The following is a 23,832-nucleotide window of genomic DNA, read 5'->3' as shown; positions in this document are numbered from 1 at the left end:
CCTGGGTCGTGCGGTCGTCAGGTGCCACCGTCGTCCCCCAGCTCCCGGCCGAGCGCGGCGACGAGCTCGTCGAGGTCGGCGTCCAGCAGGTCGTCGTCCACCTCGACGTCGTCCTCGACCTCGTCCGGTGCCAGGTCGGCGACCTCGTCCGGCCCCGGCTCGGCCGGGGTCGTCCGGAGCCGCGCCACCACGGCCAGGAGCCGGTCGACGGCCGCCGCCCGCCCGGCGTCGTCGAGCGCGACGAGCTCCTGCTCCAGCCGGTCGAGACCGTCACCCTGCGTCCCCGACGGCGCCGCCGGGACGTCGACGTCCAGGCGGGTGTCGAGGTAGGCGGCGACCTCGGTGGCGTCGGCGTGGTCGTAGACGAGCGTGCTGCTCAGCGTCAGGCCGGACGCCTTCTGCAGGCCGTCGCGCAGGCGCAGTGCCGCGAGGGAGTCGAAGCCGAGGTCCTTGAAGGAGTCGCGCGGTCGGATCGTGGCCGGGTCGTCGTGGCCTAGGACGGCGGCGGCGTGGACGCGGACCAGGCGGAGCAGCCGGGCCCGACGCTCGACGGCCGGCAGCCCGGCCAGCTCGTCGCCCAGCCCGGGCGCGGCCTCCGCACCCGTCTCCTCGGCAGGCTCGGGTTCGTGCTGCGCACCCTCGGTCGGGGTCCCGCCGCGCAGCAGGTCGAGCAGCGGACGAGGACGCGCAGCGCAGTAGGCGGCGGCGAAGGTGGGCCAGTCGATGTGGGCCACGACCGCGTTCGGGACGCCCACGGCCAGCACGCGCTCGAGCGCTGAGAGCGCGGCCTCGCTCGCCATGGGCGTCACCCCGCGGTCGCGCAGGTAGTCGACCGCGGCCTGGTCCTGCGTCATGCCGCCGGTCTCCCACAGGCCCCACGCCACCGACGTCGCCGCCCGACCCGCGGCGTGACGGCGGCGGGCCAGGGCGTCGAGCGCGGCGTTGCCGGCGGCGTAGGCGGCCTGGCCGTTGCTGCCCCAGACCGCCGCGCCGGAGGAGAAGAGGAGGAAGAGTCCGGCGTCGGGCACGAGCTCGTCGAGCAGCGCGGCGCCCGTCGCCTTCACGTCGAGGACCCGACGCAGGGACGCCTCGTCCATGTCGGCCAGCGCCTGGTGCTGCGGCAGACCGGCGGCGTGGACGACGCCGGTCACGTCGTCGTGGACCGACAGCGCGGCACGCAGGCTCGCGCGGTCGGTGACGTCGCACGCCTGCACCGTGACCTCGGCCCCGGCGTCCCGCAGCTCCGCGACCAGCTGCTCGACGCCCGGCGTGCCCGGTCCGCGGCGGCTCAGGAGGGCCAGGCTGCGCGCCCCGCGCCCGATCAGCCAGCGCGCCGTCACGGCGCCGAGCCCGGAGGTCCCGCCGGTCACCACGACGGTGCCGGTGGGCGGGACGTACGGGCCGCTCGCCGCCACCTCGTGCGGGACGAGCCGTCGCGCGCGCACCCGTCCGTCGCGCACGGCCACCTGGTCCTCGGCACCGCGCAGCGCCGAGACGACCGCGTCGACGTCGAGGGCCGGCGGTGCCTCGGACGCCGACGCGGCCGGCAGGTCCACCAGACCCGTCCAGGCAGCGCCGCGCTCGAGCCCGGCGACCTGGGCGAGCGCGCGGACGGACGCCTGGTCGGGCCGCACCCGGGCTGCGTCGTCGTCGCTCACGACCACGGCCGACGTCGTCGCCACCCAGACCGGGCCCCGGTGGTCCTGCAGCCGAGCCAGGAGCGCCAGCGTGGCCGAGGCGTCGCCGGAGTCGACCGCCAGCAGCGAGAGGACGCCGTCGCCGGGCCGCAGCTCGTGTCCGAGCTCAGCGGGAGCGACGACCCTCGCGTCCGCCCCGTCCGCCCGGAGGGCGTCGCCCAGCGGGCCCGCCCACGGCGGCGGCGGACCGTCGTCGGGGACGACGACCCACCAGCGCCCGGGGACGGGCTGCTGCGGGGTGCGCTGCTCCGGGACCTGCTGCTCGGGGCGGGGAGTGACGCTCGTCCACGTCTCGGTGAGGAACCAGCCGGCAAGCGGGTCCTGGACCTGCGCGCGTCGCGGCGTGAGCCAGTACCGACGCTGCTCGAAGGGATAGGTCGCGAGGGGCACGACCTGCGCGGGAGCCAGCAGCGCCCGCCAGTCGACGTCGAGGCCCGCGGCGAAGGCGGCGCCGGCCGCGCGGACCAGCCGGCCGACCTCCTCGACGTCGCGCTCGAGCGTGTCGAGGACCGCCACGTCGACGCCGGTCTCGGCCGCGGTCTCCTGCACGGCGGCGGCGAGCACCGGATGCGGACTGACCTCCAGGAACACCTCGTGCCCCTCGTCCATCGCAGCCCGCACGCAGCCCGCACCGCCGCGTCGAACCGCACCGTGCCCCGCAGGTTCTCGTACCAGTACGCCCCGTCCAGCTCCGGCCCCTCCACCCGCGCACCCCGCAGGCTCGAGAACACCGGCACCCGACCCGCACGACCCTGTACCACACCCAGCTCGCCCACCAACGCCTCACGCACCCGCTCCACGTGCACCGAGTGCGACGCGTAGTCCACCGCCAACCGCCGCACCCGCACACCCTCACGCCGACCCTGCTCGACCAACGCCTCCACCGCAGCCACGTCACCAGCCACCACGACCTGCGCCGGAGCATTCACCGCCGCGACCTCCAGACCACCCACCTGCTCGACCCACGCACGCACCCGCTCCACCGGCAACGCCACCGACGCCATCGCCCCACCACCGGACAACGCCCGCAACGCCAACGCACGCCGCGCCACCACCCGCGCACCATCAGCCACGCTCAACACCCCAGCCACCACCGCCGCAGCGATCTCCCCCTGGGAATGACCCACCACCGCAGCCGGCCGCACCCCCACCGACTCCCACCACCGCGCCAAGGACACCATCACCGCGAACAACGCCGGCTGGACCACCTCCACCCGATCCAACGACGGCGCACCCTCACGACCCTCCAACACCTCACGCACCGAAAAGCCCAACACCTCCCCCAACGCCACATCCACCTCGGCCAACGCCGACGCGAACACCTCCACCCCCAACAGACCCGACGCCATCCCCACCCACTGCGCCCCCTGACCCGGGAACACCATCACCGGGCCCGTGACGCCGGCAGCCGGCCGGGACGGGTCGGTCGTCGCGACGTGCACGGACGGCAGACCCTCCGCCACCGCGCCCAGCCGCGTGACCGCGCTCGCGCGGTCGGCCGTGACGACGGCGCGGTGCGGCAGGCGCGCGCGGCCCGTCGCGAGGGTCCAGGCGGCGTCGGCCAGGTCGGGGGCGTCGTCGCCGGCGAGCCGGTCGACGGTGGCCTTGGCCAGGCGCGCGAGGGCCTGCGGCGTGCGCGCCGACAGCACCAGCGGCACCAGGTCGCCGCCGAGCCCGCCCGGGGCGGGTGCCGGCACCGGCTCGGACGCCGGGGCCTGCTCGACCACCACGTGCGCGTTCGTCCCACTGATCCCGAACGCCGAGACCCCCGCCCGACGCACCCCGTCAGGACCCACCGGCCACGCCCGCAACCCCTCAGCCAGCTCCACCTCACCAGCCGACCAGTCCACCAGCTCCGAACGAGACCCCACCACCACCGACGGACCCACCACACCACGCGACAGACCCATCACCACCTTGATCAACCCCGCCACCCCCGCAGCAGCCTGAGCATGACCCACGTTCGACTTCACCGAACCCAACAACACCGGCCCAGCACCACCACGACCACGCCCATACGTCGCCAACACCGCCGACGCCTCCACCGGATCACCCAACCGGGTCCCCGTCCCATGCGCCTCCACCACACCCACGTCACCAGCACCCACACCAGCACGCGCCCACGCCTCACGAATCACCCGCTGCTGCGCCACCCCACTCGGCGCAGCCAACCCGTTGCTCGCACCATCCTGATTCACCGCAGAACCAGCCACCACACCCCACACCCGACGACCCTCACGCCGCGCCACCGACAACCGCTGCACCGCCACGAACGCCGCACCCTCGCCGAGGCCGAACCCGTCAGCAGCCGACGAGAACGGCTTGCACCGACCATCCGCCGCCAACGCACCCTGACGCGAGAACTCCACGAACACCTCAGGACCCGCCATCACCGACACACCACCAGCCACCGCCAGCTCACACTCACCCGAACGCAACGCCCCCACCGCCAGATGCAACGCCACCAACGACGACGAGCACGCCGTGTCCACCGTGATCGCCGGCCCCTCCAGACCCAGCACGTACGCCACCCGACCCGAGACCACGCTGGCGGTGGAGCCCGTCAGCCGGTAGCCCTCGAGGTCGACGTCCTCCTCCACGGCCCCCGTGCCGTAGCCCTGGTTCGAGTGGCCCACGAAGACGCCGGTGCGGCTGCCGCGCAGCGAGTCCGGCGCGATGCCGGCGTGCTCGAGCGTCTCCCAGACCGACTGCAGCGCGTGGCGCTGCTGCGGGTCCATCGCCAACGCCTCCCGCGGCGAGATGCCGAAGAACGCCGCGTCGAAGTCGCCCGCTCCGTCGATGAAGCTGCCTCGCGCCACGCCGCCGCGCGCCAGCTCGCCCACGCTCCAGCTGCGGTCGTCGGGGGCGTCCGTCGCGGTGGTCGCGCCGGCGGCCACGAGGTCCCACAGGGCCTGCGGTCCGTCGACCCCGCCGGGCAGCCGGCAGCCCATGCCGACGATGACGATCGGGTCGTCGTCGCGGTCGTCGTCACGGTCGTCAACGGGGCGGCGTCCCGCCTCGACCGCCTGCTCGGACAGCCCCGTCTCCTCGGCGAGGTGCGCCGTCAGCCGCCGCGTGGTCGGGTGGTCGAAGACGATGGTGGTGGGCAGGCGCAGCCCCAGGGCCGTGCCCAGCACGTTGCGCAGCTCCAGCGCCGACAGGGAGTCCACGCCCAGCCGCGAGAAGGGCTGGTCCACGTCGACCGCGTCCGACGACTCGTGCCCGAGCACGGTCGCCACCCGGTCCCGCACCAGCGCAGCCAGGGCGCCCACGTCCTGCGGGCGTCCGGGTCCCGCCGGCTCCGACCCGCGCACGGGGTGCGCGGGAGGCTCGGCCGCGTCCGACAGCTCGTCGAAGAGCCGGGTCGGACGCAGGGCCGTGTAGGCGGCGAGGAAGCGTCGCCACTGCACGTCCATCACGATCGGCGCGGGGTCGGCGCGGTCGAGCGCCGACACCAGCGACGCGGTGGCCGCGTCGGGGTCCATCAGCAGCACCCCGTGGCGACGGAACCGCTCGGCCACGGGCCCCTCGGCCATGCCTCCGCCGGCCCACGTGCCCCACGACACCGACGTGGCCGGGAGGCCGGCGCGACGACGTTCGTGCGCGATCGCGTCGAGCACCGCGTTGCCCGGGGCGTAGCCGCCGAGCCCCGGTGCCCCGAACGCCGACGCGAACGAGGAGAACAGGACGAAGTCGTCCAGGTCACCGGCACGCGTCAGCGCGTCGAGGTGGAGGGCACCCTGCACCTTCGCGCGGCTCGAGCGCTCGATCCGCTCCGCCGTCAGCTCGGTCACGACGGCGTCGTCGAGCGTGGCCGCCGCGTGGAAGACCGACGTCAGCGGCATGTCGTCGCCGATGTCGGACAGCACCGCCGCGAGGGCGTCACGATCGGTGACGTCGCAGGCGCGCAGGTCGACCTCGGCCCCGGCCTCCTCCAGGTCGCGCACCAGGGCCGCGGCATCGGGGGCCTGCGGGCCACGCCGGCTCAGCAGCACCAGGCGCCGGGCACCGCGACCGGCGAGCCAGCGTGCGACGTGCCGACCGACGCCACCGGTCGCACCGGTGACGAGGACCGTGCCCTGCGGGCGCCACTGCTGTGTCGCGGGTGCCGCGACCCGGACCCACCGCCGCGCCCAGGGGCCGGTGCCGCGCAGCGCAACTTGGTCCTCCCCGTCGTCGGTGGCGAGCACGGCCCCCAGCTGGGACACGACGTCGTCGCCCACGTCCGCCGGAAGGTCCACGAGACCGCCCCACACGGCGGGGTTCTCGAGCCCGACCACCCGGCCGAGACCCCAGAGGGCGCCGCCGCCCAGCGTGCGCACAGCCTCGTGCGGACCGGTGGCGACCGCACCGCTCGTGACGCACCACACCCGCGTCGTCGCACCGGCGGCCACCACCGACTGCACCACGCCGAGCAGGTCCCGCACGGCGTCGGAGTCGAGCGGCGCCGACGTGTCCTCGGGCGCGTCGACGGCGAGCAGGCTCAGGACGCCAGCGACGTCGAGGCCCTGGTTCCGCGGCGCGACAGCTCCTGCTCGACGCCGGCCAGCAGCCCGGCGTCGTGGTCGGGGCGGTGGAGCACCCACCAGGTGCCGGTCAGGCGCGCGCCGGGGTCGGCGGCGACGGGGCGCCAGCTGATCCGGTACGCCCGCGGGTCGGGCTCGCCGCCGACGGAGACCCGCCGGTCCGGCGGCGACCACCAGATCCGGCGCCGCTCGAACGGGTAGGTGGGCAGCTCGACGGGGGTCGCGCCGGAGCCGCGGAAGGTCTCCTGCCAGTCGACGGGGACGCCGCCGACGAACGCCCGTGCGAGCGACGCGGCCAGCTCGTCCGGACCGCCGCTCGCACGGCGCAGCGTGCCGACGGTGACGACGTCGACGCCGACCGCCTCGGCGGTCTGCTCCACCGGCGCCAGGAGGATCGGGTGCGCGCTGACCTCGACGAAGGCCGTCCGGCCGCTCTCGACGAGCGTCTCGACGGCGTCGGAGAAGCGCACGGTGCTGCGCAGGTTGTCGAACCAGTACTGCGGGCCCAGCTCGCCCGGACCCACCCACCGACCGGTGACGGTGGACAGCATGGGGACCGCACCGGGCAGCGGGCGCGGTGCCGGGGACAGTCCCTCGAGGACCGCCCTCTCGACGTCGTCCACGTGCCGCGAGTGCGAGGCGTAGTCGACGGGGAGCCGCGTCGCACGGACGCCGTCGGCCGCGCACTCCGCGACCAGCCGCTCCAGGGCGTCGGCGTCGCCCGCGACGACCACGGACGTCGGGCTGTTCACCGAGGCGACGTCGAGCCCGTCGCCGATCCGCTCACGAACCTGCTCCACCGGAGCCGCGACCGAGACCATCGCACCCCGGCGCGTCATCCCCGCGATCGCCACGCTGCGCCGCGCGACGATGCGGGCGGCGTCCTCCAGGGTGAGCAGGCCGGCCACGCAGGCCGCCGCGATCTCGCCCTGCGAGTGACCCACGACGGCGGACGGCTCCACGCCCTGGGCACGCCAGGTGGCCGCCAGCGACACCATGACGGCGAACATCACCGGCTGCACGTGGTCGACCCGCTCCGTGCTCAGGGCGCCACCCGGCGTCGCCCGCGCCGCCTCCTCGCGCAGGAACGCGACGACGTCGAGGTCGAGGTGCGGCCGGAGCGCGCGGGCGCACTCACGCATCGTGCGGGCGAAGACGGGCGAGGAGTCGAGCAGCTCGACGGCCATGCCGGCCCACTGCCAGCCCTGGCCGGGGAACACGAACACCGGGCGCAGCGGTGCCTCGACGACACCGCGTGCCGCCTGCGACGTGCCGTCGGCCACCCTCCTCAGCTCGGCAACCGCGTCGTCGCGCGACGGCACCAGCCCGACCCGGTGCCCGAGGGGTGAGCGTCCGGTCGCGAGCGCGTGGGCGACGTCGAGCGGGTCGAGGTCGGGGCGCGCCTCCAGGTGGTCGGCGAGCCGCGCCGCCTGGGTCGCGACGGCCGACTCCGAGGCACCCGACAGCACCCAGGGGACGACGGGGGTGGTTGGCGGAGCCGGGGCGGCGGCGGTGTCTGGCGCCTCCTCCAGCACGGCGTGGACGTTGGTGCCGCTGATGCCGAACGACGAGACCCCCGCCCGGCGGGGGCGTTCGCCGCGGTGCCACGGCGTCGGCTCCTGCACCAGCTCGAGCGTGCCGTCGGACCAGTCGATCTCCGTCGACGGCTCGGCCGCGTGCAGCGTCGGCGGCACCAGCTCGTGCCGCAGGGCCAGCACGAGCTTCATCAGTCCCACCACGCCCGCGGCCGCCTGCGTGTGGCCGACGTTCGACTTCACCGATCCGAGGAGCAGCGGTCGCTCGCGATCCTCCCCGTACGCGTCGCGCAGGGCGGAGGCCTCGATCGGGTCGCCCAGCCGCGTGCCGGTGCCGTGCGCCTCGACGAGGTCCACGTCGGCGGCCGACAGCCCGGCGTCGACGAGCGCGTCGTGCACCACCCTGACCTGCGCACGGCCGTTCGGGGCCGACAGCCCGTTGCTCGCACCGTCAGAGTTCATGGCACTGCCGCGCACCACCGCGAGCACGGGGTGGCCGTGGCGCCGGGCGTCGCTCAACCGCTCGAGCACCACCATGCCGGCACCCTCGGCCATGCCGAAGCCGTCCGCGTCCGCGGAGAACGCCTTCGAGCGACCGTCGGCAGCGAGCGAGCCCATCCGGCTGAAGTCGACGAGCATGCCCGGCGTCGGCATGATCGTGGCCCCTCCGACAAGGGCCAGCGGGGTCTCGCCGCGCCGCAGCGAGGCGCACGCGAGATGCAGGGCGGCGAGGGAGGACGAGCAGGCCGTGTCGACCGTCAGCGCGGGCCCCTCGAGACCGAGCGTGTAGGCGATGCGCCCCGACGCCACGCTGGAGGTGGTGCCGGTCATCAGGTAGCCCTCGACCCCGGCGCCGCCTTCGGCGAGCCGCGGTCCGTACTCCTGCGGGATCAACCCGACGAACACGCCGGTCCGCGTCCGACGCAACGAGTACGGCGCGATCCCCGCCCGCTCGAGCGCCTCCCAGGACAGCTCCAGCAGCACGCGCTGCTGCGGGTCCATGGCCAGCGCCTCCCGGGGAGAGAGCCCGAAGAACGCGGGGTCGAAGTCGGCCACGGCGCGCAGGAAGCCCCCGGCGCGCTGGACCGTCGTCCCGGACCGGGAGGTGTCCTGGTGCAGCAGCGCGTCAACGTCCCAGTCGCGGTCCGCGGGGAGCCCGTCGACGAGGTCGCGGCCCTCGGACAGGATCGACCAGAAGCGCTCGGGGGTGTCGACGTCGCCCGGCAGCCGGCAGGCCATCGAGACGATGGCGATCGGCTCGTCGTCCACGCGCGCCACCGGGGGCGCCGGTCGGGCCGGTCGCCGGTCGGACCCACCGGTCAAGGCCTCGGCGAGCGCCTGCGGGGTGGGGAAGTCGTAGAACGACGTGATCGGGACCGCACGCCCCAGCTCCTCCTGCAGCTGGGTGCGCAGCTGCGCGACGAGCACCGAGTCGAGGCCCATGTCGAGGAAGGTCTCGTCCGCACGGACCTCGCGGCCGCTCACCGTCGCGGCATGTGCGCGGACCGCCGCCACGAACTCCGCCACCGACGGGGCGGCCTCTTGACCGGCCGGACCAGCACCGGCGGGCGACAGCGGTCCGACGGGGACGGCTACCGGGAGACCGGCGGGCTCCACGCCGAGGTAGGCCGCCGACCAATCGACGTCGGTCCCGGCGACCCAGACCTGCGCGAGCGACTGTAGGAACGTCGCCCACCCGCCGACGTCGCGGCGCAGCGTCGAGACGACCTGGGCCTCGACGCCCTCGCCCTCGATCGTCTGCCGGGTCACCGCGGTGAGCACCGGATGCGGGCTGACCTCGACGAAGGTCCGCACGCCGTCCGCGAGCGCGACGGCGACGGCTTGGTCGTACCGCACGGGCTCGCGGAAGCACCGGGCCCAGTGCGCGCCCACGAGGTCCGGTCCGTCCACGTGCCCCGCCGCCACGCTGGAGACGAACGGCAGGGCCAGCGACGCCGGAGCCAGTCCGTCGAACGCGCCCGCGAGGTCCGCAGCCACGGCGTCGACCTGACGGGAGTGGGCCGCCATCTCGACCGCGATCACCTGGGCTCGGACGCCCTCGGCCTGCAGCTCGGCGACGCGACGTCGGACGGCGTCGGGGGCGCCAGCGAGCAGCACCGAGCCCGGGCCGTTGACCCCGGCGAGCTCGACATCGGGGTCCTGCCACCGCTCGAGCAGCGCGAGTACCTCGTCGAGACTGAGCCCGACGGACGCCATGTCCCCGACGCCCACCAGCGGCATCATCGCGCGGCTCCACCGGGACGCTCCCCTGGCACCGTCGTCGTGCGAGAAGGCGCCCGCGACACGCGCCGCCGCGAGCTCGCCGATGCTGTGCCCGACGACGACGTCCGCGCGGACGCCGTGAGCCTGCCACAACGCTGCGAGCGACGTCTGCACCGCGTAGAGCGCGGGCTGCACGACCTCGACCGCACGCAGGGCGGCCTCCGAGTGCAGCGCATCCTCCGACCATCCCGGGAGCTCCTCCCCCAGGACCGCGAGGCAGCGGGTCATGGCTTCGTCGAAGATGGACGACTCCTCGCGGAGGCGCGCACCCATGCCGGGCCACTGCGCGCCTTGGCCAGGGAACACGAAGGCGGTCATGCCCGGATCGCGTCGCGGCGCTCCCTCGACGAGGCGTGCGTGCGGACGCCCGGCGACGACGGCGTCGAGGACCTCGACCAGGTCCGACGCCGAGGCGGCGTCGTCGAGGACGACGACGGACCGGTGGCCGTCGGTCCTCGACGTGGCGGCGTCGGCGGCGAGAGCCGACCCGAGGGCGCGGACGTCGTGCACCCGGCCAGCGACGACCTCCTGCCGCAAGGCCTGCGCGAGCGCGCGCACCGCGTCACGGTCGGCACCACCGAGCGGCAGGGCCGCCGCATGCTCCCCGACGTCGTTGGGTGCGTGGTGATCGGCGGCGTGACGGTCCACGACTGACTCCTCGACTTCAAGCTTCCCCCGGGCTCGGCACGACCGCCCGTGCTCGGCCAGCAAACCAGAACGGGCGCGGCTGGACAAACTGAAGTGGCACTTTGTTCCAGGCCGGCGGATCGCCGTACCGGTCCGACGACAACTCCGGTACGATCCTCTCGTTTGCGGCTGCGCAGCAGAGGGGGCAGGCATGTCGGAGGACGCCGGGCAGGCGCCCGTGGTCGCCCTGCTCGGGGCGTCGGGCTACGTCGGCGGCGCCCTGCTCCCCGAGCTGGTCCCGCGCGCCTCGCAGGTCCTCGCCGTGTCGCGGTCAGGAGTACCAGCGACCGAGCGTGTGACCGACCGCCGACTCGACCTGGCGACACCGGGGACGATCGGCACGGTCGTCGCCGAAGCCTCCGTGATCGTGCACGCCGCCGCCTACGGCACCCTGGGCTCCACGTGGCGAGACGCCGAGGACCCGGCCTCGGATCGCGTCAACGTCGACCTCGTGCGGGAGCTGGTGGACGCTGCGAGCCGCCGGCGGGAGCCACCCCTCCTGCTCTTCCTCAGCTCGGCGCAGGCCGCCGCCGGTCCCGTCAGCCGATACGCCGAGCAGAAGATCGAGGCGGAACGCCTCGTGCAGCAGGCCGGCGAGGAGCGGGTCCTCCGCCCGCTGATCCTGCGACTGCCCACCGTGTACGGAGTGGCTCGACCGACGGGGCAGACCGGCCGGGGCATCGTGGCGGCGATGGCGCATCGCGCCCTCGAGGGCGGCGAGCTGACCCTCTGGAACGACGGCACCGTGCGCCGAGACCTGCTGCACGTCCACGACACGGCACGGGCCGTCACGGCCGCGTTCGACCACGGCGCCGCCGTCGCCGGCCAGGTCTGGCAGCTGTCCGCCGGGCGCACCGAGTCGCTGCTCGACGTCTTCACCACCGTGGCCCGCGCGGTCGCCGTCGCCACGGGGCGACCGCCCGTGCCCGTCACGAGCGTCGCCCCGCCGGACCACGCCGCCGAGAACGACTCCCGCAGCGACGACGTCGGGGACGGCCGGTTCTCCGAGGCCACCGGCTGGATCCCGCAGGTCGCCTTCGGCGACGGCGTCCGCGAGGTCGCCGAGACCCTGCACGAGAAGGCAGCGAGCCACTGACGTGAAGGTCCTGTTCACCTCCTTCGCCCACCGGACCCACTTCCAGGGCCTCGTGCCGCTGGCGTGGGCGCTCACGCTCGCGGGCCACCAGGTCCGGGTGGCGAGCCAGCCCGACCTCGTCGACGACATCGTCTCGGCCGGCCTGGTGGCGGTCCCGGTCGGTGTCGACCACCGACTCTTCGAGATCGACCCCGCGGAGGCCACCGAGGTCCACCGGTACTCCACGGGTCTTGACTTCGCTCGTCGCCACGACGAGCTGCACTCCTGGGACTTTCTGCTCGGACTGGAGACGGCGAACGCACGCTCGGTCTTCCCGCGGGTGAACAACCCCGAGTTCGTCGCCGGCCTCGTCGACCACGCGCGCCGGTGGCAGCCGGACCTCGTCCTGTGGGAACCGTTCACCTTCGCCGGTGCCGTCGCAGCGCGAGCCAGCGGCGCGGCGCACGCGCGCGTGGCTTGGGGGACCGACCTGACCGGCTACTTCCGCTCACACTTCCTCGCGCTGCGGGCCGACCAAGAGGAGAACCGCCGCCGCCCCGACCCCCTGGCCGACTGGCTCCGGGACGTGGCGAGCGAGCACGGTGTCGAAGCGACGCCCGACCTCGCGCTCGGACAGTGGACCGTCGAGCAGATCCCGGCCCGCTTCCGGCTTCCTTCCGGCTTGGACATCACTCCCGGGACGACGTCGGCCCCGTACAACGGCCCCTCGCGGACGCCATCCTGGCTCGACGACGGTCGGCGACGGATCGCCGTCACCGGCGGCTTCTCGGGCCTCGGCGACGGCGCGGACCTGCCCGAGCTGCTCGCACGTCTGGCCGACCTCGACCACGAGGTCGTGGTCACCCGCTCCGGCCTCGCCCCCGACCAGGTGCAGTCCAACGTTCGCCTGGTCGACTTCGTCCCCATGAACGCCCTCATGGAGTCGTGCGACGTCGTGGTGCACCACGGCGGGGCGGGCACGTGGGCATCGGCGCTGCACCAGGCGGTGCCGCAGGTGGCGGTCGCGCACGAGTGGGACTGCCTGCTGCGAGGTCAGCAGGTCGCCGACGCCGGCGCCGGCCTCTCCCTCGACCCGCAGCAGACCGATGCCGCGACCCTGGCGGACGCCGTGCGCTCGGTCCTGGACCAGCCCACCTACCGCGCGCAGGCCCGCGCGCTCCGCGAGGAGCTGCGCGCCGAGCCGACGCCGACGGCCGTGGCGCAGGAGATCGAGCGGCGCACCGTCGCCGCCCGCACGTGACCGACGATCCCGTCCAGCCCGACCCGTCCAGGAGGAGACCGTGTACGAAGGTGAGTTCGCTGAGCTCTACGACCAGTTCTACGAGGCGCGGGGCAAGGACTACGCCGCCGAGGCATCGGCCGTGACCGACCTGGTGCGCTCGCGATACCCTCACGCCGACTCGGTGCTCGACGTCGCGTGCGGCACGGGGAGCCATCTCGAGCCCCTCTCGCGGTCGTTCGGCCGGGTGGAGGGGCTCGAGCTCTCCCCCGCCATGATCGAGGTCGCCGAACGGCGCTACCCGCAGCTCACCGTCACCCAGGGCGACATGCGGGCCATCGACCTACCTCGGCAGTTCGACGCCGTGACGTGCATGTTCAGCTCCATCGGGCACATGGTCGACGTCGACGAGCTGGACGCTGCCCTCGACTCCTTCGCCCGCCATCTCGCGCCGCAGGGTGTCGTGGTGGTCGAGCCGTGGTGGTTCCCGGAGACCTTCCTGCCCGGGTACGTCGCGGCCGACGTCGTCCGCGTGGGGGACCGTGCGATCTCGCGGACGTCGCACTCCCTGCGTGACGGTCGGGTCTCCCGGCTCGAGATCCACTGGTTGGTCGCGGACCCGACGGACGGGGTGCGGCACGAGACCGAGCACTACGAGATCACGCTGTTCGAGCGCGAGGAGTACGAGACGGCCTTCCGCCAGGCCGGCCTCGACGTGGAGTACCTGGAGGGCGGCCCGTCCGGGCGCGGGCTGTTCGTCGGCCTGCACGCAGGCTGACGCCACCAAGTCGGCCGTCGGCTGCTCCCTGCCCCGACACCTCAGCGGTGGCGCGGCAGGACCGCGGCGAACCGGTCGAGCGTGGCGCGGACGGCGTCGAGATGGGCGTCGTCCTGCTGGGCGAGCAGGGCCTGGAGGGCGAGGGCGGCTTGGGTGGTGAACTCCTCGGCCCGACGCCTTGCCCCGGGCGTGGCGCGCAGCGTGACCAACCGACGGTCGGAGCTCTCGCGGCTGCGGGCCACCATCCCGTCGCGCTCGAGCCGGTTGACCAGGGCGTTCGTGGCGCCCGACGTCAGCCCGACCCGCTCCGACAGGCGCGCCGGCGACATCGGCCGCCCCGTCGCCTCCGCCCACAGGACCTCGCCGAACGCAGCACCGTCCGACGGCGGCAGGCCCATCCAGCGCGCGAGGTCGTGGACCGACTCCTGGTACGCGACCACGTAGCCACGCAGCGCCTCGAGCATCCTCGCCGCCGACTCGGTCATCCAGCACCTCCTGGTCGGAGCAGGACTCTACGCCGCCGGACGCCCCTCGCGCCGGGAGAACGCGTAGTCCGGGAGGATCGGCTCACCCTTGCGGTCGGGCAGGAACACGCGATCGAGCAGGAAGCTCAAAGGCTTCGTCCCCGCCAGCCGGAACATCGTGTTGACCACCCGCACGCCGAGCCGCGACGACGGGTGCATCACGCGGGCACCGCCGGGCGGCAGCGACTGGTGCCGGTCGACGTACGCGCGCAGCATCGACTCGTACGCCGCGAAGGCGTCGGCGTGGGTGCGCTCCTCGTGCAGCGTGCGCTCGAGCTCACCGGCGAGCACGTACGCCCCGACCAGTGCCAGCGTGGTGCCCATCCCGGTCGGACCCGACCCCCACGCGGCGTCGCCGAGGAACGCGACCCGACCCTCGCTCCACGACGGGAGCACGACCTGCGCGAACCGCTGCGCGTAGAGCTCCTCCGGGTGCTGCTCGAACCCGTCGAGGACGCGCTCGGTCTGCCAGCCGGCGTCCGCGAAGCGCTCGCGCAGCACCGTGAGCTGGGCGTCCGTGTCGAGCCGCTCGAAGCCGAACGGCTCGCACGCGAAGGTGAGCGTGGCGCGGATCGTGCCGACGTCGTCGGGTCGCAGGGTGACGGACCGGCCGCGCGGAGCGGTGTACCAGTCCCAGAAGTCGGTGTCGTCGGGGCGACGGTCGATCGTGCCGTACGCCATCGAGACGCCGGCGTCGCGGATCTCGGTGCGGTCGCCCATGACGAGGCGGCGGGTGCGCGACCCGCGCCCCTCGGCGACGACGAGGAGGTCGTACCGCTCGCGCGTGCCGTCGGCGAGCTCGACGTCGACGCCGTCGGCATCCTGCGCCACGGCCGTCACGTAGGTGCCCCACCGCTGCTCGACCTCGGCCGACACGGTGCCGAGCACGATCTGCGACAGACGTCCGCGGAGGATCTCGATCTCGGCGGTGGGCCCGTCGACGTCGGCGCCCTCCTGCTTCGGCAGGACGGAGACCGGGGTCCCGTCCGGGCCGATGAAGCGGGTGCCGTCCTCCCCGGTCAGGTGCGCGAGCACCTCCTCCTCGACGCCCATCCGGCGCAGGACCTGTCGGCCGAGCCCGCGGACGTCGATGTTCTGGCCGGTGGTGCGTGGCTCGGGCGAACGTTCGAGCAGGGTGACGTCGAAGCCGGCGCGCGACAGGCCCCACGCCGACGCGGGTCCGGCGATGCTCGTGCCGGTGACGAGCACGGTGGGTCGGGTGGTGGACATCGGGTCTCCTTCGTCATGGACGTTCACTTCACTGTGAAGTCTTCTGCTCTGCCCCGCACGTCCAACGAGAGAACAACACCGAACATCGGACAGATGTCCGATGTTCGGTGTACCCTGGCTCACACGCACAGCGAGGGAGCCCGCATGACCGAGAAGCAGACCACCCACCGACCCCTGTCCGACCGGGTCGCGCGCCGCGTGGTGCGCACGCTCGGTCGCCTGCCGCAGCCGCTCAAGCGCGCCATCGCCGGAAAGCCGATCTCGATCGACGGGCAGACGCTCGACGTCGAGGCCCAGGTGGGGGTGCGGCTGCTGAACCTCGCGGTCGGCGAGACGTTCGAGACGCTGCCCGTCGAGGAGGGCCGCCGCCAGATCGACGGCGAGGCGTGGGTGTTCGGCTACGAGCACCCCGTGCACGACGTGCGCGACCTCGTCCTCCCCGGTCCCGGCGGGGACCTGCCCGCTCGCATCTACCGGCCCGCCGGGCTGCCCGCCCTGTCCGCCGGCCTCGTCTACTTCCACGGCGGCGGATGGGTGCTCGGCAACCTGGGCTCCGCCGACTCCGTCTGCCGCTACCTCGCCGACACAGCAGGCATCACCGTGGTCTCCGTCGACTACCGCCTCGCCCCCGAGCACCCCTTCCCGGCCGGGGTCGACGACGCGGTCGCGGCCTTCCGGCACGTGGTCGCCCACGCGAGCGAGCTCGGCATCGACCCGTCGGCCGTGGCCGTGGGCGGCGAGAGCGCGGGCGGCAACCTGACCGCCGTCGCCTCCCTCGTCAGCACGCTGGAGGCCCGCACGGACCCGTCCGTCCCGGTGCCCGCCTTCCAGCTGATGTTCATGCCGGTCACCGACCTGACCACCAAGCACCGCTCCTACGAGCTGTTCAGCGACGGCTTCTTCCTCAGCGACGCCCAGATGGACTGGTACAAGGCGCACTATCTGACCGACCCGGCCCAAGCCCACGACCCGCGCGTCTCGCCGCTGCTCGCCCCCGACCTCGAGGGACAGCCGCCCGCCCACGTCGTCGTCGCCGGCTTCGACGTGCTGCGCGACGAGGGCGAGGCCTACGCCACCCGACTGCTCGAGGCCGGCGTGCCCACCACGCTCACCCGCCAGGAGGGCATCGTCCACGGGCTCGTGAACGCCACCGGCGTCGGCACCGTCGCCCGACGCGTCCTCGACGAGGCCGCCGGCCAGCTGCGCAAGCGTCTCGTGCCGCTCGCCTCCGGGGAGACCGTCCGATGACGGCACGGGAGCGGCGCAGCGTCGACGTCGTCGTGGTCGGGGCCGGGCTCGCCGGCCTCACCGCGGCCCGACGTCTGCAGGAGCGCGGCCGCTCGGTGCTTGTGCTGGAGGCCCGTGACCGCGTGGGCGGCCGCACCCTCAACCACGACCTCGGCGACGGGCAGGTGGTCGAGTCCGGCGGGCAGTTCGTCGGGCCGACGCAGGACCGCGTGCTCGCCCTGGCCACCGAGCTGGGCGTCGACACGTTCCGCGCCCACGACGTCGGCGACACCGTGTACGTGCACGGGAAGGCGGTGCGCCGGTTCAGCGGCGACATCCCCCCGGCCTGGACCACCCTCCCCGACCTCGGTCTCCTCATGGCCCGGCTCGACCGTGCGGTGCGGCGCATCGACGTCGACGCCCCGTGGCGCTCGCCCGACGCGCACCGGCTCGACGCCATGACCACCGCGTCGTGGGCGCGGTCCCTCTCCCTCGGCGGCGGCGCCGTGGAGGTGCTGGAGATCCTGCTCGGCTCGGCGTACGGCACGACGGCCGCGGAGGCGTCGGCGCTGTTCACCCTCTGGTACGTGGCCGGCGCGGGCGACGAGACGCACCGCGGCACCCTCGACCGCATGATCGGCGTCGACGGCGGGGCACAGGAGTCGCGGTTCGTCGGCGGCTCCCACCGCCTCTCCGCCCTGCTGGCCGCCGACCTCGGCGACGCGGTGGTGCTCGACGCCCCGGTGCGCCGGATCGCGCAGAACGCGTCGGGCGGGCGGGTGTCGACCGACCACCTCGACGTCGACGCGCAGCACGTCGTGGTCGCGGTGCCGCCGCACCTCGTGGCCGGCATCGACCTCGAGCCCGCGCTCCCCGCCCCGCAGGCCGAGCTGTTCCGCCGCATGACGTTCGGGACGCTCATGAAGTGCGAGGCCGTGTACGACGAGCCGTTCTGGCGTGCGGACGGGCTGTCCGGGCAGGGGCTGTTCCGTGGCGACGCGGAGCCGGTGTGCTCGATGTTCGACAACACCCCGCCGTCCGGCGCCCCGGGGGTGCTCATGGGATTCCTCGGCGCGCACGCCTGGAAGACGTGGGCCGACCGGCCGGCCGCGCAACGGCGAGGGGCGGTGCTGCGCAGCTTCGCCCGCGTCGTCGGGCCGCGCGCGCTCGAGCCGACCGACTACTGGGAGCAGGACTGGACCACGGAGCCGTGGACCCGCGGCGGGCCGACCGCCGTGCTCGCGCCCGGCGTGCTCACCGAGCTCGGACCGTGGCGCGACGTGCCCCACGGCCGCGTCCACTGGGCGGGGGCCGAGCACGCGAACCACTGGAACGGCTACATGGACGGCGCCGTCCGTACCGGCGAGGACGTCGCCGACCTCATCACCCGCACCACCCGCCACGAGGAGACCGCATGAGCCAGCACCGTGTGCGCGCCGAGCGCCGCATCGACGCCCCCGTCGAGGACGTCTGGGCCGTCGTCGACGACACGTCCCGCTACGCCGAGTGGGTCGACGGCTGCCTGGAGGTGACCCGCCACCACGGCAGCGCCACCGTCGGCGACACGTACGGCGAGCGCAACAGCACCCTCGGACCGCTCATCGCCACGACGACGTGGACCGTGCTCGAGGTCGAGCCGCACGTGCGGCGGGTCGACGCAGGGGAGGGCCTGGCCCCCTTGCGGGACTTCCGGAACGTCTTCACCTTCACGCCGACGTCGGACGGGCGGGGCACCCTGATGACGTACGAGGTCACCTTCGGCCTCGCGCTCGGACCGCTCGGTCGCGTGCTGGCGGCCGTCCTCGGCCGGTCGTTGCCGCAGGAGTTCCAGCGGTCGATGCAGAACCTCGACACCCTGCTGCGCTCGGAGCGACCCCTGCCGCGGGAGGCCCGATGACCAACCCTGAGACCGACGACCCCCGCGAGGCGCTCGCCGCCGCCGCCCGCGAGCTGGCCGACGCCGGCCTGCTCGTCGGCACCGCCGGCAACGTGTCGACCCGCCTCGGCGACGACCGCGTGCTCGTGACCGCCACCGGCGTGGTGCTCGGGCGCTGCACCGCCGACGACGTCGTCGAGACCGACCTGGCGGGCACGGTCGTGTCGGGGCGGCTGAAGCCGACGTCGGAGCTGACGCTGCACCTCGACGTGTACCGCCGCACGTTCGCCCGGGCCTGCGTCCACACGCACTCCCCCGCCGCCACCGCCGTGGCGTGCGCCCCCGCGCGCTTCGGGTCGATGCCGGTGCTGCACTACCAGCAGATCCTGCTCGGCGGCGAGATCCGCGTCGCCCCGTACGCCACGTTCGGCACGCCGGCCGTCGACCACGCCCTGCTCGTCGAGTGGCTCGCCGAGCTGCTGCTGCGCGTGAGCCAGGTGTCCGAGCCCGTGCCCCTGACCGAGGAGCAGCAACTCGCGGTCATCACCCAGGCGCTGGAGCGCCACTACGGAACCGTCCAGGAGAACCCATGAGCACCTCGTCCCCCACCCCCGTCACCGTCGCCGCCGTCGGCGTGCACGTGCTCGACGCCCACGCCGTCGGCATCGAGTCCGTGCCGGAGGGCTCCGAGGGCCAGCTCGTGGAGTCGATCCGGCTGTCGGCCGCCGGCACCGCCGGCGGCGCCGCCCTGGTGCTGAGCCGCCTCGGCGCGCACGTGCGGTCCTACGGCGCGGTCGGCGACGACGCGGCGGGCCGCACCCTGCGCGCGCTGCTGGAGGAGGAGGGCGTCGACGTCGCCGGCCTCGCGACCCACCCCACGGAGCAGACGTCGGCCTCCGTCATCCCCGTGCGACCGAACGGCGACCGACCGGCGTGGCACGTCATCGGCGCGAACGGCGGGTTCACCCTGCCCGACGTCGCCGACCTCGCGGGCGTCGACCACCTCCACCTGGGCGGACCCGAGTTCGTCGGCGGTCCCGCCGCCGGCGAGCTGCTGGCCGCCGCTCGCGCCGCGGGCATCACGACGTCGATCGACGTGCTCGCACCCGGCGACCCGGGCATGCTCGAGTGGATCCAGGACGCGCTCCCGCACTGCGACGTGCTGCTCCCGAACGACGAGCAGGTGCTCGGCTTCACCGGTACCACCGACCTGGTCGAGGGTGCACGCGCCCTTCTGCAGAAGGGTGTCGGCTGCGTCGCGGCGACAGCCGGCGAACGCGGGGCCGTGGTGGTGACGGCCGACGAGGTGGTCGAGGTGCCGGCGTTCGCGATCGACGTCGTCGACACCACGGGCTGCGGCGACGCGTTCTCCGCCGGTTTCGTCCTCGGGCGCGCCGCGGGTCGCTCCGCGGAGGAGTCGGCTCGACTGGGCTGCGCCGTCGCGGCGCAGGTGGCACAGGGTCTCGGCACCGACGCCGGCTCCTACGACCTCGCGTTCGTCGACGCGTTCGCCACCTCCACGCCCACCCGCTGAGCCCACGTCGGCCGAGGCCCGTCGGCGGCAGCCGCCGGGACCACCAGCGCCTCCCAGACGAGCCGGTCGAGGTCGGTCGCCGACGTCGCCACAGGGTCGAGCAGGCTCTGCCCGACGACGCCGCGGTGCAGCACGATGCCGAGCTCGACGAGCCGGTCGACCTCGACCTGCAGCACGAGGCCGAGGTCGGCCACGGCCCGTCCCACGACGTCCACAACCTGCTCGTGGACCTCGCGTCGCACCCGCAGGTACTCACCCCCGACGTCGGGGTGGCGCACGGCGCGGAGCATGTACTCGGTGCTGACGAGCCACCAGCGACGGTCCGAGAGCTCCGCGCCCACCGCGTCGGCCACGGCGGCCACCGCGGAGGCGGGCTCCACCGGCGCACCAGCACCGGCCTGCCGCCGACGCCGCGACACGAGCCGTCGCAGGCTGCGGTCGATCGCCGCGACCCGGTCGCGGGCCTCGCGGCGGTAGAGGGCGACGAAGAGGTCGTCGAGCGTGGCGAACTCGGCGTAGAAGGCCGCCGGCGTGGTCCCGGCGCGAGCGCACAGCGGCTCCACGGCCGCGTCGCGCCAACCCAGCTCGGCGACGGTGGCGACGGCGGACTCCAGCAGCCGCTCGTGCAGGGAGGACTCGTCCATGAGTCGATCCTAGCGAACATCGGACAAGTGTCCGATGTTCGCTAGGATGAGTCCATGGACACCATCCTCCTGCGCTCCTCCCCGTCATGGCGGATGCGCCTCGTCTGCCAGGTCCTGGCCGCGCGCGGCACCAAGCGCGTGCTGGGGTCGGCCGAGCAGACGGAGCACGACCGTCGGCGCAACGGCGCGCGTGGCGTGCCGGCGCCACGCCGGCGCCACTCGGCTCGGTACGGGTTCCGCGAGACGACCCTCGCCGACGTGCGGTGCCTGGAGGTGGTCGACTCCCGACGTCCCGACCCCCGCCGCACCATCGTCTACGTGCACGGCGGCGCGTACGTGAACCCGCCAGTCGTGCAGCACTGGGACCTCATCGCCGCGCTGGCGACCGAGAACGACGCGCGCGTCGTCGCGCCGCTGTACCCGCTCGCCCCGGCAGGCACCGCCGCCACCGTCGTACCGCTGATGCTCGACGTCGACGCCGCGGTGCGCGCCAGGTACGGGCCACGGGTCGTGTGGGCGGGCGACTCCGCCGGCGGTGGCCTCGCGCTCGCCACCGCGCTCGCCCTGCGCGACCAGGGCAGGACCGTCCCCGACCACCTCGTGCTCGTCGCGCCCTGGCTCGACGTGACGATGTCCAACCCCGGGGTCGGCCAGGTGGAGCCGCGCGACCCGTCCCTCGCCGTGCCTGGCCTGCAGCACGCCGGGCGGCTCTGGGCCGGCGGCACCGACCCGCGCGACCCTCTCGTGAGCCCCGGGTTCGCGGACCTCGACGAGCTGCCCCCGACCACCCTCGTCGTCGGTGACCGGGACCTGTTCCTGCAGGACTGCCGCGACCTGGCTGAGCGTGCGGGTCGTGCCGGTGTCGACGTCTCGCTGGTGGAGGCCGCGGGCGGGTTCCACGTGTTCCCGGCCGTGACGTTCCTGCCCGAGTCGAAGGCCGCTCGGCGGCACGTCTCCGCACGCCTGGCCGAGAACCCTCGTGGCTGACCGGTCGTCCAGCACTCCTCGTGCCGCAGGCGGCGGGGTGCCAGTGGCCGAGGTCGTCGCGCGGGTGGCGAAGCCTCGGCTGCGCGGCTGGCTGCACGCCACGGCCACCCCGCTCGTGCTCGCAGCCGGCATCGTGCTCGTGGCCCTCGCCCCCGCGGCCGACACCGGCTGGGCGAGCGCCGTGTACGGGCTCACCGGCCTCGTGCTGTTCGCGACCAGCGCCACCTACCACCTCGGCCGGTGGTCGCCCGTCGTCGAACGTCGCCTGAAGCGGGCCGACCACGCGAACATCTACCTGATCATCGCCGGCAGCTACACCCCTATCGCGGTGACCGCCCTCGACGACTGGCAGCGCGCCACCGTGCTCACCGTCGTGTGGGTGGGCGCCGCGCTCGGCGTCGGCTTCCGGCTGCTGTGGATCGACGCGCCGCGGTGGCTGTCGACCCTGCTCTACGTGGTGCTCGGGTGGAGCATCGCGCCGTTCATCGGCAGCGTGTTCGGCGTCGACGTCGCCGCGGGCGTGCTCATCGCCACCGGCGGCGTGCTCTACACCCTCGGCGCCGTGGTCTACGCGACGAAGCGGCCCGACCCCGCGCCGGCGTGGTTCGGCTTCCACGAGGTCTTCCACGCGTTCACGATCGCCGCCTGGACGTGCCAGTACGTGGCGATCAGCCTGCTCGTGCTGGGCTGACCGCTCACTCCCAGTCGGGGCCGAGATGCACGGCCGCGAGCCGCCGCAACGCGTCGCGGCGCACCTCGGTGTCGTCGGGCCGCGGCGCCGCGACCGAGAGCAGGGCGAGTCCGTCGAGCAGTGCCACGAGCTGACGCGCGGCCAGCCGCGGCTCGTCGACCTCCAGCGCCTCGAACACGGCGACGGCGGTGTCCTCGTACACGCCGACGATGCGCTGCACCGCCGCCCGCAGCTCCGGTCGGCGCGTGGTGGCGAGGTAGGCCTCGAACTGGGCGACCAGCGGACCGGGACGCTGCACCGACATCAGCTCGATGAGCCGCTCCACGACCTCGCGTCGAGAACCGCCCTCGGCGTCCCGCAGCTGCACGATGAGCGCGTCGGCACCGGCAACGACGTCCTCGGCGATCTTGGTGACGGCCTCGCCGATCAGGTGGTCCAGGGAGTCGAAGAAGTACGACGTCGTCGACAGCGGCACCCCCGCGGCAGCAGCCACGGACCGGTGGGTGACGCCCTCGATGCCCTGCCGCTCGATCACCTCGACCGTGGCCGCGACGACCTCCGCGCGCCGCTGGTGGCCGCGTGCGTAGTGGGAGCGTGGCTTCGACGTCGAGGGCACGGGACGAACCTACCGTTCGACGGACGGGGCGACCGGTGTCACTCGAAGCGACGGTAGCCGTGCGCGGTGTTCAGCCGGTCGTACACCTCGCGCACGAGCTCCGGCGCCCGCGCGCCCACCGTCGCGAGCGAGAGCCGCAGCGCCTTCTGGTCCGCCCCCTCCTCGCCCAGCGCGAGCAGCAGCATGCCGTCGCGCACGGACACGTCGGCGACGTCGACCCAGCGCTCCCGCGCCCGGCGCGTGCGGATGCCGTGCGCGTCGAGCCTCGCCACCACGGGCGGACGCGCCACGAGCACCACCGCCGCGAGGAGCAGCAGCACCGTGACCACCCCCGCGAGCGCCGACGTCGCCACGAACGCGACGAAGCCCGTGACCGCCGCGACGACCACGACGACCCCCACCACGGCGAGAGCGGGGGCGCGGTCGAGGCGGTAGGTGGTCATGAGGTCCTTCAGTCTGCCCTACCCCGCTGAGTGTGACGTTTGGGGCCCGATTCGTGGTGTTCGGGGCCCGAAACGTCACACTCAAGAGATAGAGCCTCCGGCAGTTCCCGCTGGCCGCGTATCGAGACCACTCGGCAACGGCTCAGCGTGGGCCCGTTGCGCGCCGGTGGCAGAGGGGGCGGGACTCCGTCGCCGCTCGTTCCGCCCCCGCAAGCGGGAGGTGCCCCCAGCGGCTCCTC

Annotated in this window: 19 protein-coding genes; 11 read left to right on the top strand and 8 right to left on the bottom strand. The window is 74.3% G+C overall.

The window, feature by feature from the left end; all coding sequences use genetic code 11:
* Positions 1-17 precede the first annotated feature (17 nt).
* From A6Q81_RS01335 to A6Q81_RS01325, 3 genes are read right to left on the bottom strand one after another with little or no spacing between them, the layout of a single operon-like run.
* Positions 18-1,658, bottom strand: coding sequence for a beta-ketoacyl reductase (locus tag A6Q81_RS01335; RefSeq protein WP_286689256.1), 1,641 nt, complete (start codon positions 1,656-1,658; stop codon positions 18-20).
* Positions 1,655-6,283 carry a type I polyketide synthase gene (locus A6Q81_RS01330; protein ID WP_286689255.1) on the bottom strand — a complete coding sequence of 1,543 codons (4,629 nt, stop codon included), beginning with the start codon at positions 6,281-6,283 and terminating at the stop codon, positions 1,655-1,657. The genes A6Q81_RS01335 and A6Q81_RS01330 overlap by 4 nt, the downstream gene beginning before the upstream one ends.
* The gene (locus A6Q81_RS01325; RefSeq protein WP_286689254.1) at positions 6,181-10,359 is read right to left on the bottom strand and encodes an acyltransferase domain-containing protein; all 4,179 of its coding nucleotides are present in this window, start codon (positions 10,357-10,359) and stop codon (positions 6,181-6,183) included. Before A6Q81_RS01325 ends, A6Q81_RS01330 begins: the two co-directional genes overlap by 103 nt.
* A gap of 39 nt (positions 10,360-10,398) precedes the next feature.
* On the opposite strand from A6Q81_RS01325, the gene A6Q81_RS01320 reads away from it, so the two are divergent.
* The 4 genes from A6Q81_RS01320 (at position 10,399) to A6Q81_RS01305 (ending at position 13,821) form a co-directional block, all read left to right on the top strand.
* Positions 10,399-10,695: a hypothetical protein gene (locus A6Q81_RS01320; protein ID WP_158509222.1), complete on the top strand. Its 297-nt coding sequence runs from the start codon at positions 10,399-10,401 to the stop codon at positions 10,693-10,695.
* Positions 10,696-10,879: 184 nt separating this feature from the next.
* Positions 10,880-11,824: an NAD-dependent epimerase/dehydratase family protein gene (locus tag A6Q81_RS01315; RefSeq protein ID WP_067860679.1), complete on the top strand. Its 945-nt coding sequence runs from the start codon at positions 10,880-10,882 to the stop codon at positions 11,822-11,824.
* A 1-nt stretch (position 11,825) separates the two neighbouring features.
* Positions 11,826-13,064 carry an activator-dependent family glycosyltransferase gene (locus tag A6Q81_RS01310; RefSeq protein ID WP_067860681.1) on the top strand — a complete coding sequence of 413 codons (1,239 nt, stop codon included), beginning with the start codon at positions 11,826-11,828 and terminating at the stop codon, positions 13,062-13,064.
* Positions 13,065-13,104: 40 nt separating this feature from the next.
* Positions 13,105-13,821, top strand: a complete 717-nt coding sequence (locus tag A6Q81_RS01305; protein WP_067860683.1) for a class I SAM-dependent methyltransferase — start codon at positions 13,105-13,107, stop codon at positions 13,819-13,821.
* A 41-nt stretch (positions 13,822-13,862) separates the two neighbouring features.
* On the opposite strand, the gene A6Q81_RS01300 is transcribed toward A6Q81_RS01305, so the two are convergent.
* Both A6Q81_RS01300 and A6Q81_RS01295 read right to left on the bottom strand, forming a co-directional pair.
* Positions 13,863-14,306: a MarR family winged helix-turn-helix transcriptional regulator gene (locus A6Q81_RS01300; protein WP_286689253.1), complete on the bottom strand. Its 444-nt coding sequence runs from the start codon at positions 14,304-14,306 to the stop codon at positions 13,863-13,865.
* 27 nt (positions 14,307-14,333) lie between these two features.
* Positions 14,334-15,575, bottom strand: coding sequence for an FAD-dependent monooxygenase (locus A6Q81_RS01295; RefSeq protein ID WP_286689252.1), 1,242 nt, complete (start codon positions 15,573-15,575; stop codon positions 14,334-14,336).
* 144 nt (positions 15,576-15,719) lie between these two features.
* Between A6Q81_RS01295 and A6Q81_RS01290 the strand changes: the two genes are divergently transcribed.
* The 5 genes from A6Q81_RS01290 to A6Q81_RS01270 are packed head-to-tail and all read left to right on the top strand — an operon-like array spanning position 15,720 to position 20,212.
* Positions 15,720-16,823 (top strand): alpha/beta hydrolase, encoded by a 1,104-nt coding sequence (locus tag A6Q81_RS01290; RefSeq protein WP_067860687.1) that lies wholly within the window; start codon positions 15,720-15,722, stop codon positions 16,821-16,823.
* Positions 16,820-18,220, top strand: coding sequence for a flavin monoamine oxidase family protein (locus tag A6Q81_RS01285; RefSeq protein ID WP_286689251.1), 1,401 nt, complete (start codon positions 16,820-16,822; stop codon positions 18,218-18,220). The genes A6Q81_RS01290 and A6Q81_RS01285 overlap by 4 nt, the downstream gene beginning before the upstream one ends.
* Positions 18,217-18,699 (top strand): SRPBCC family protein, encoded by a 483-nt coding sequence (locus tag A6Q81_RS01280; RefSeq protein ID WP_286689250.1) that lies wholly within the window; start codon positions 18,217-18,219, stop codon positions 18,697-18,699. The genes A6Q81_RS01285 and A6Q81_RS01280 overlap by 4 nt, the downstream gene beginning before the upstream one ends.
* Positions 18,696-19,271 carry a class II aldolase/adducin family protein gene (locus A6Q81_RS01275; protein WP_286689249.1) on the top strand — a complete coding sequence of 192 codons (576 nt, stop codon included), beginning with the start codon at positions 18,696-18,698 and terminating at the stop codon, positions 19,269-19,271. Before A6Q81_RS01280 ends, A6Q81_RS01275 begins: the two co-directional genes overlap by 4 nt.
* Complete coding sequence (locus tag A6Q81_RS01270) at positions 19,268-20,212, top strand: carbohydrate kinase family protein (RefSeq protein ID WP_067860695.1); 945 nt, start codon at positions 19,268-19,270, stop codon at positions 20,210-20,212. Before A6Q81_RS01275 ends, A6Q81_RS01270 begins: the two co-directional genes overlap by 4 nt.
* On the opposite strand, the gene A6Q81_RS01265 is transcribed toward A6Q81_RS01270, so the two are convergent.
* Entirely contained in the window at positions 20,161-20,856 is a 696-nt protein-coding gene (locus A6Q81_RS01265) for a TetR/AcrR family transcriptional regulator (RefSeq protein ID WP_286689248.1), read from the bottom strand. The genes A6Q81_RS01270 and A6Q81_RS01265 overlap by 52 nt on opposite strands.
* Before the next feature lie 54 nt (positions 20,857-20,910).
* Here A6Q81_RS01265 and A6Q81_RS01260 point away from each other — a divergent pair, with 54 nt between their 5' ends.
* Both A6Q81_RS01260 and trhA read left to right on the top strand, forming a co-directional pair.
* Positions 20,911-21,843, top strand: coding sequence for an alpha/beta hydrolase (locus tag A6Q81_RS01260; RefSeq protein ID WP_067860699.1), 933 nt, complete (start codon positions 20,911-20,913; stop codon positions 21,841-21,843).
* 37 nt (positions 21,844-21,880) lie between these two features.
* Positions 21,881-22,534 (top strand): PAQR family membrane homeostasis protein TrhA, encoded by a 654-nt coding sequence (trhA, locus tag A6Q81_RS01255; RefSeq protein WP_067860701.1) that lies wholly within the window; start codon positions 21,881-21,883, stop codon positions 22,532-22,534.
* Between the two features lie 4 nt (positions 22,535-22,538).
* Here the strand turns inward: trhA and A6Q81_RS01250 are convergent, their stop codons facing one another.
* Complete coding sequence (locus A6Q81_RS01250) at positions 22,539-23,150, bottom strand: TetR/AcrR family transcriptional regulator (RefSeq protein WP_067860703.1); 612 nt, start codon at positions 23,148-23,150, stop codon at positions 22,539-22,541.
* A 38-nt stretch (positions 23,151-23,188) separates the two neighbouring features.
* On the bottom strand, positions 23,189-23,593 hold the full coding sequence (locus A6Q81_RS01245) for a hypothetical protein (protein WP_067860705.1): 405 nt from the start codon (positions 23,591-23,593) through the stop codon (positions 23,189-23,191).
* Positions 23,594-23,832: the final 239 nt, after the last annotated feature.

The organism is Aeromicrobium sp. REDSEA-S38_B2 (assembly GCF_001628525.1).
GTDB lineage: Bacteria > Actinomycetota > Actinomycetes > Propionibacteriales > Nocardioidaceae > Aeromicrobium > Aeromicrobium erythreum.
Note: the sequence above shows the minus strand (reverse complement) of the source record. Positions and strands in the feature narration are given on the sequence as shown.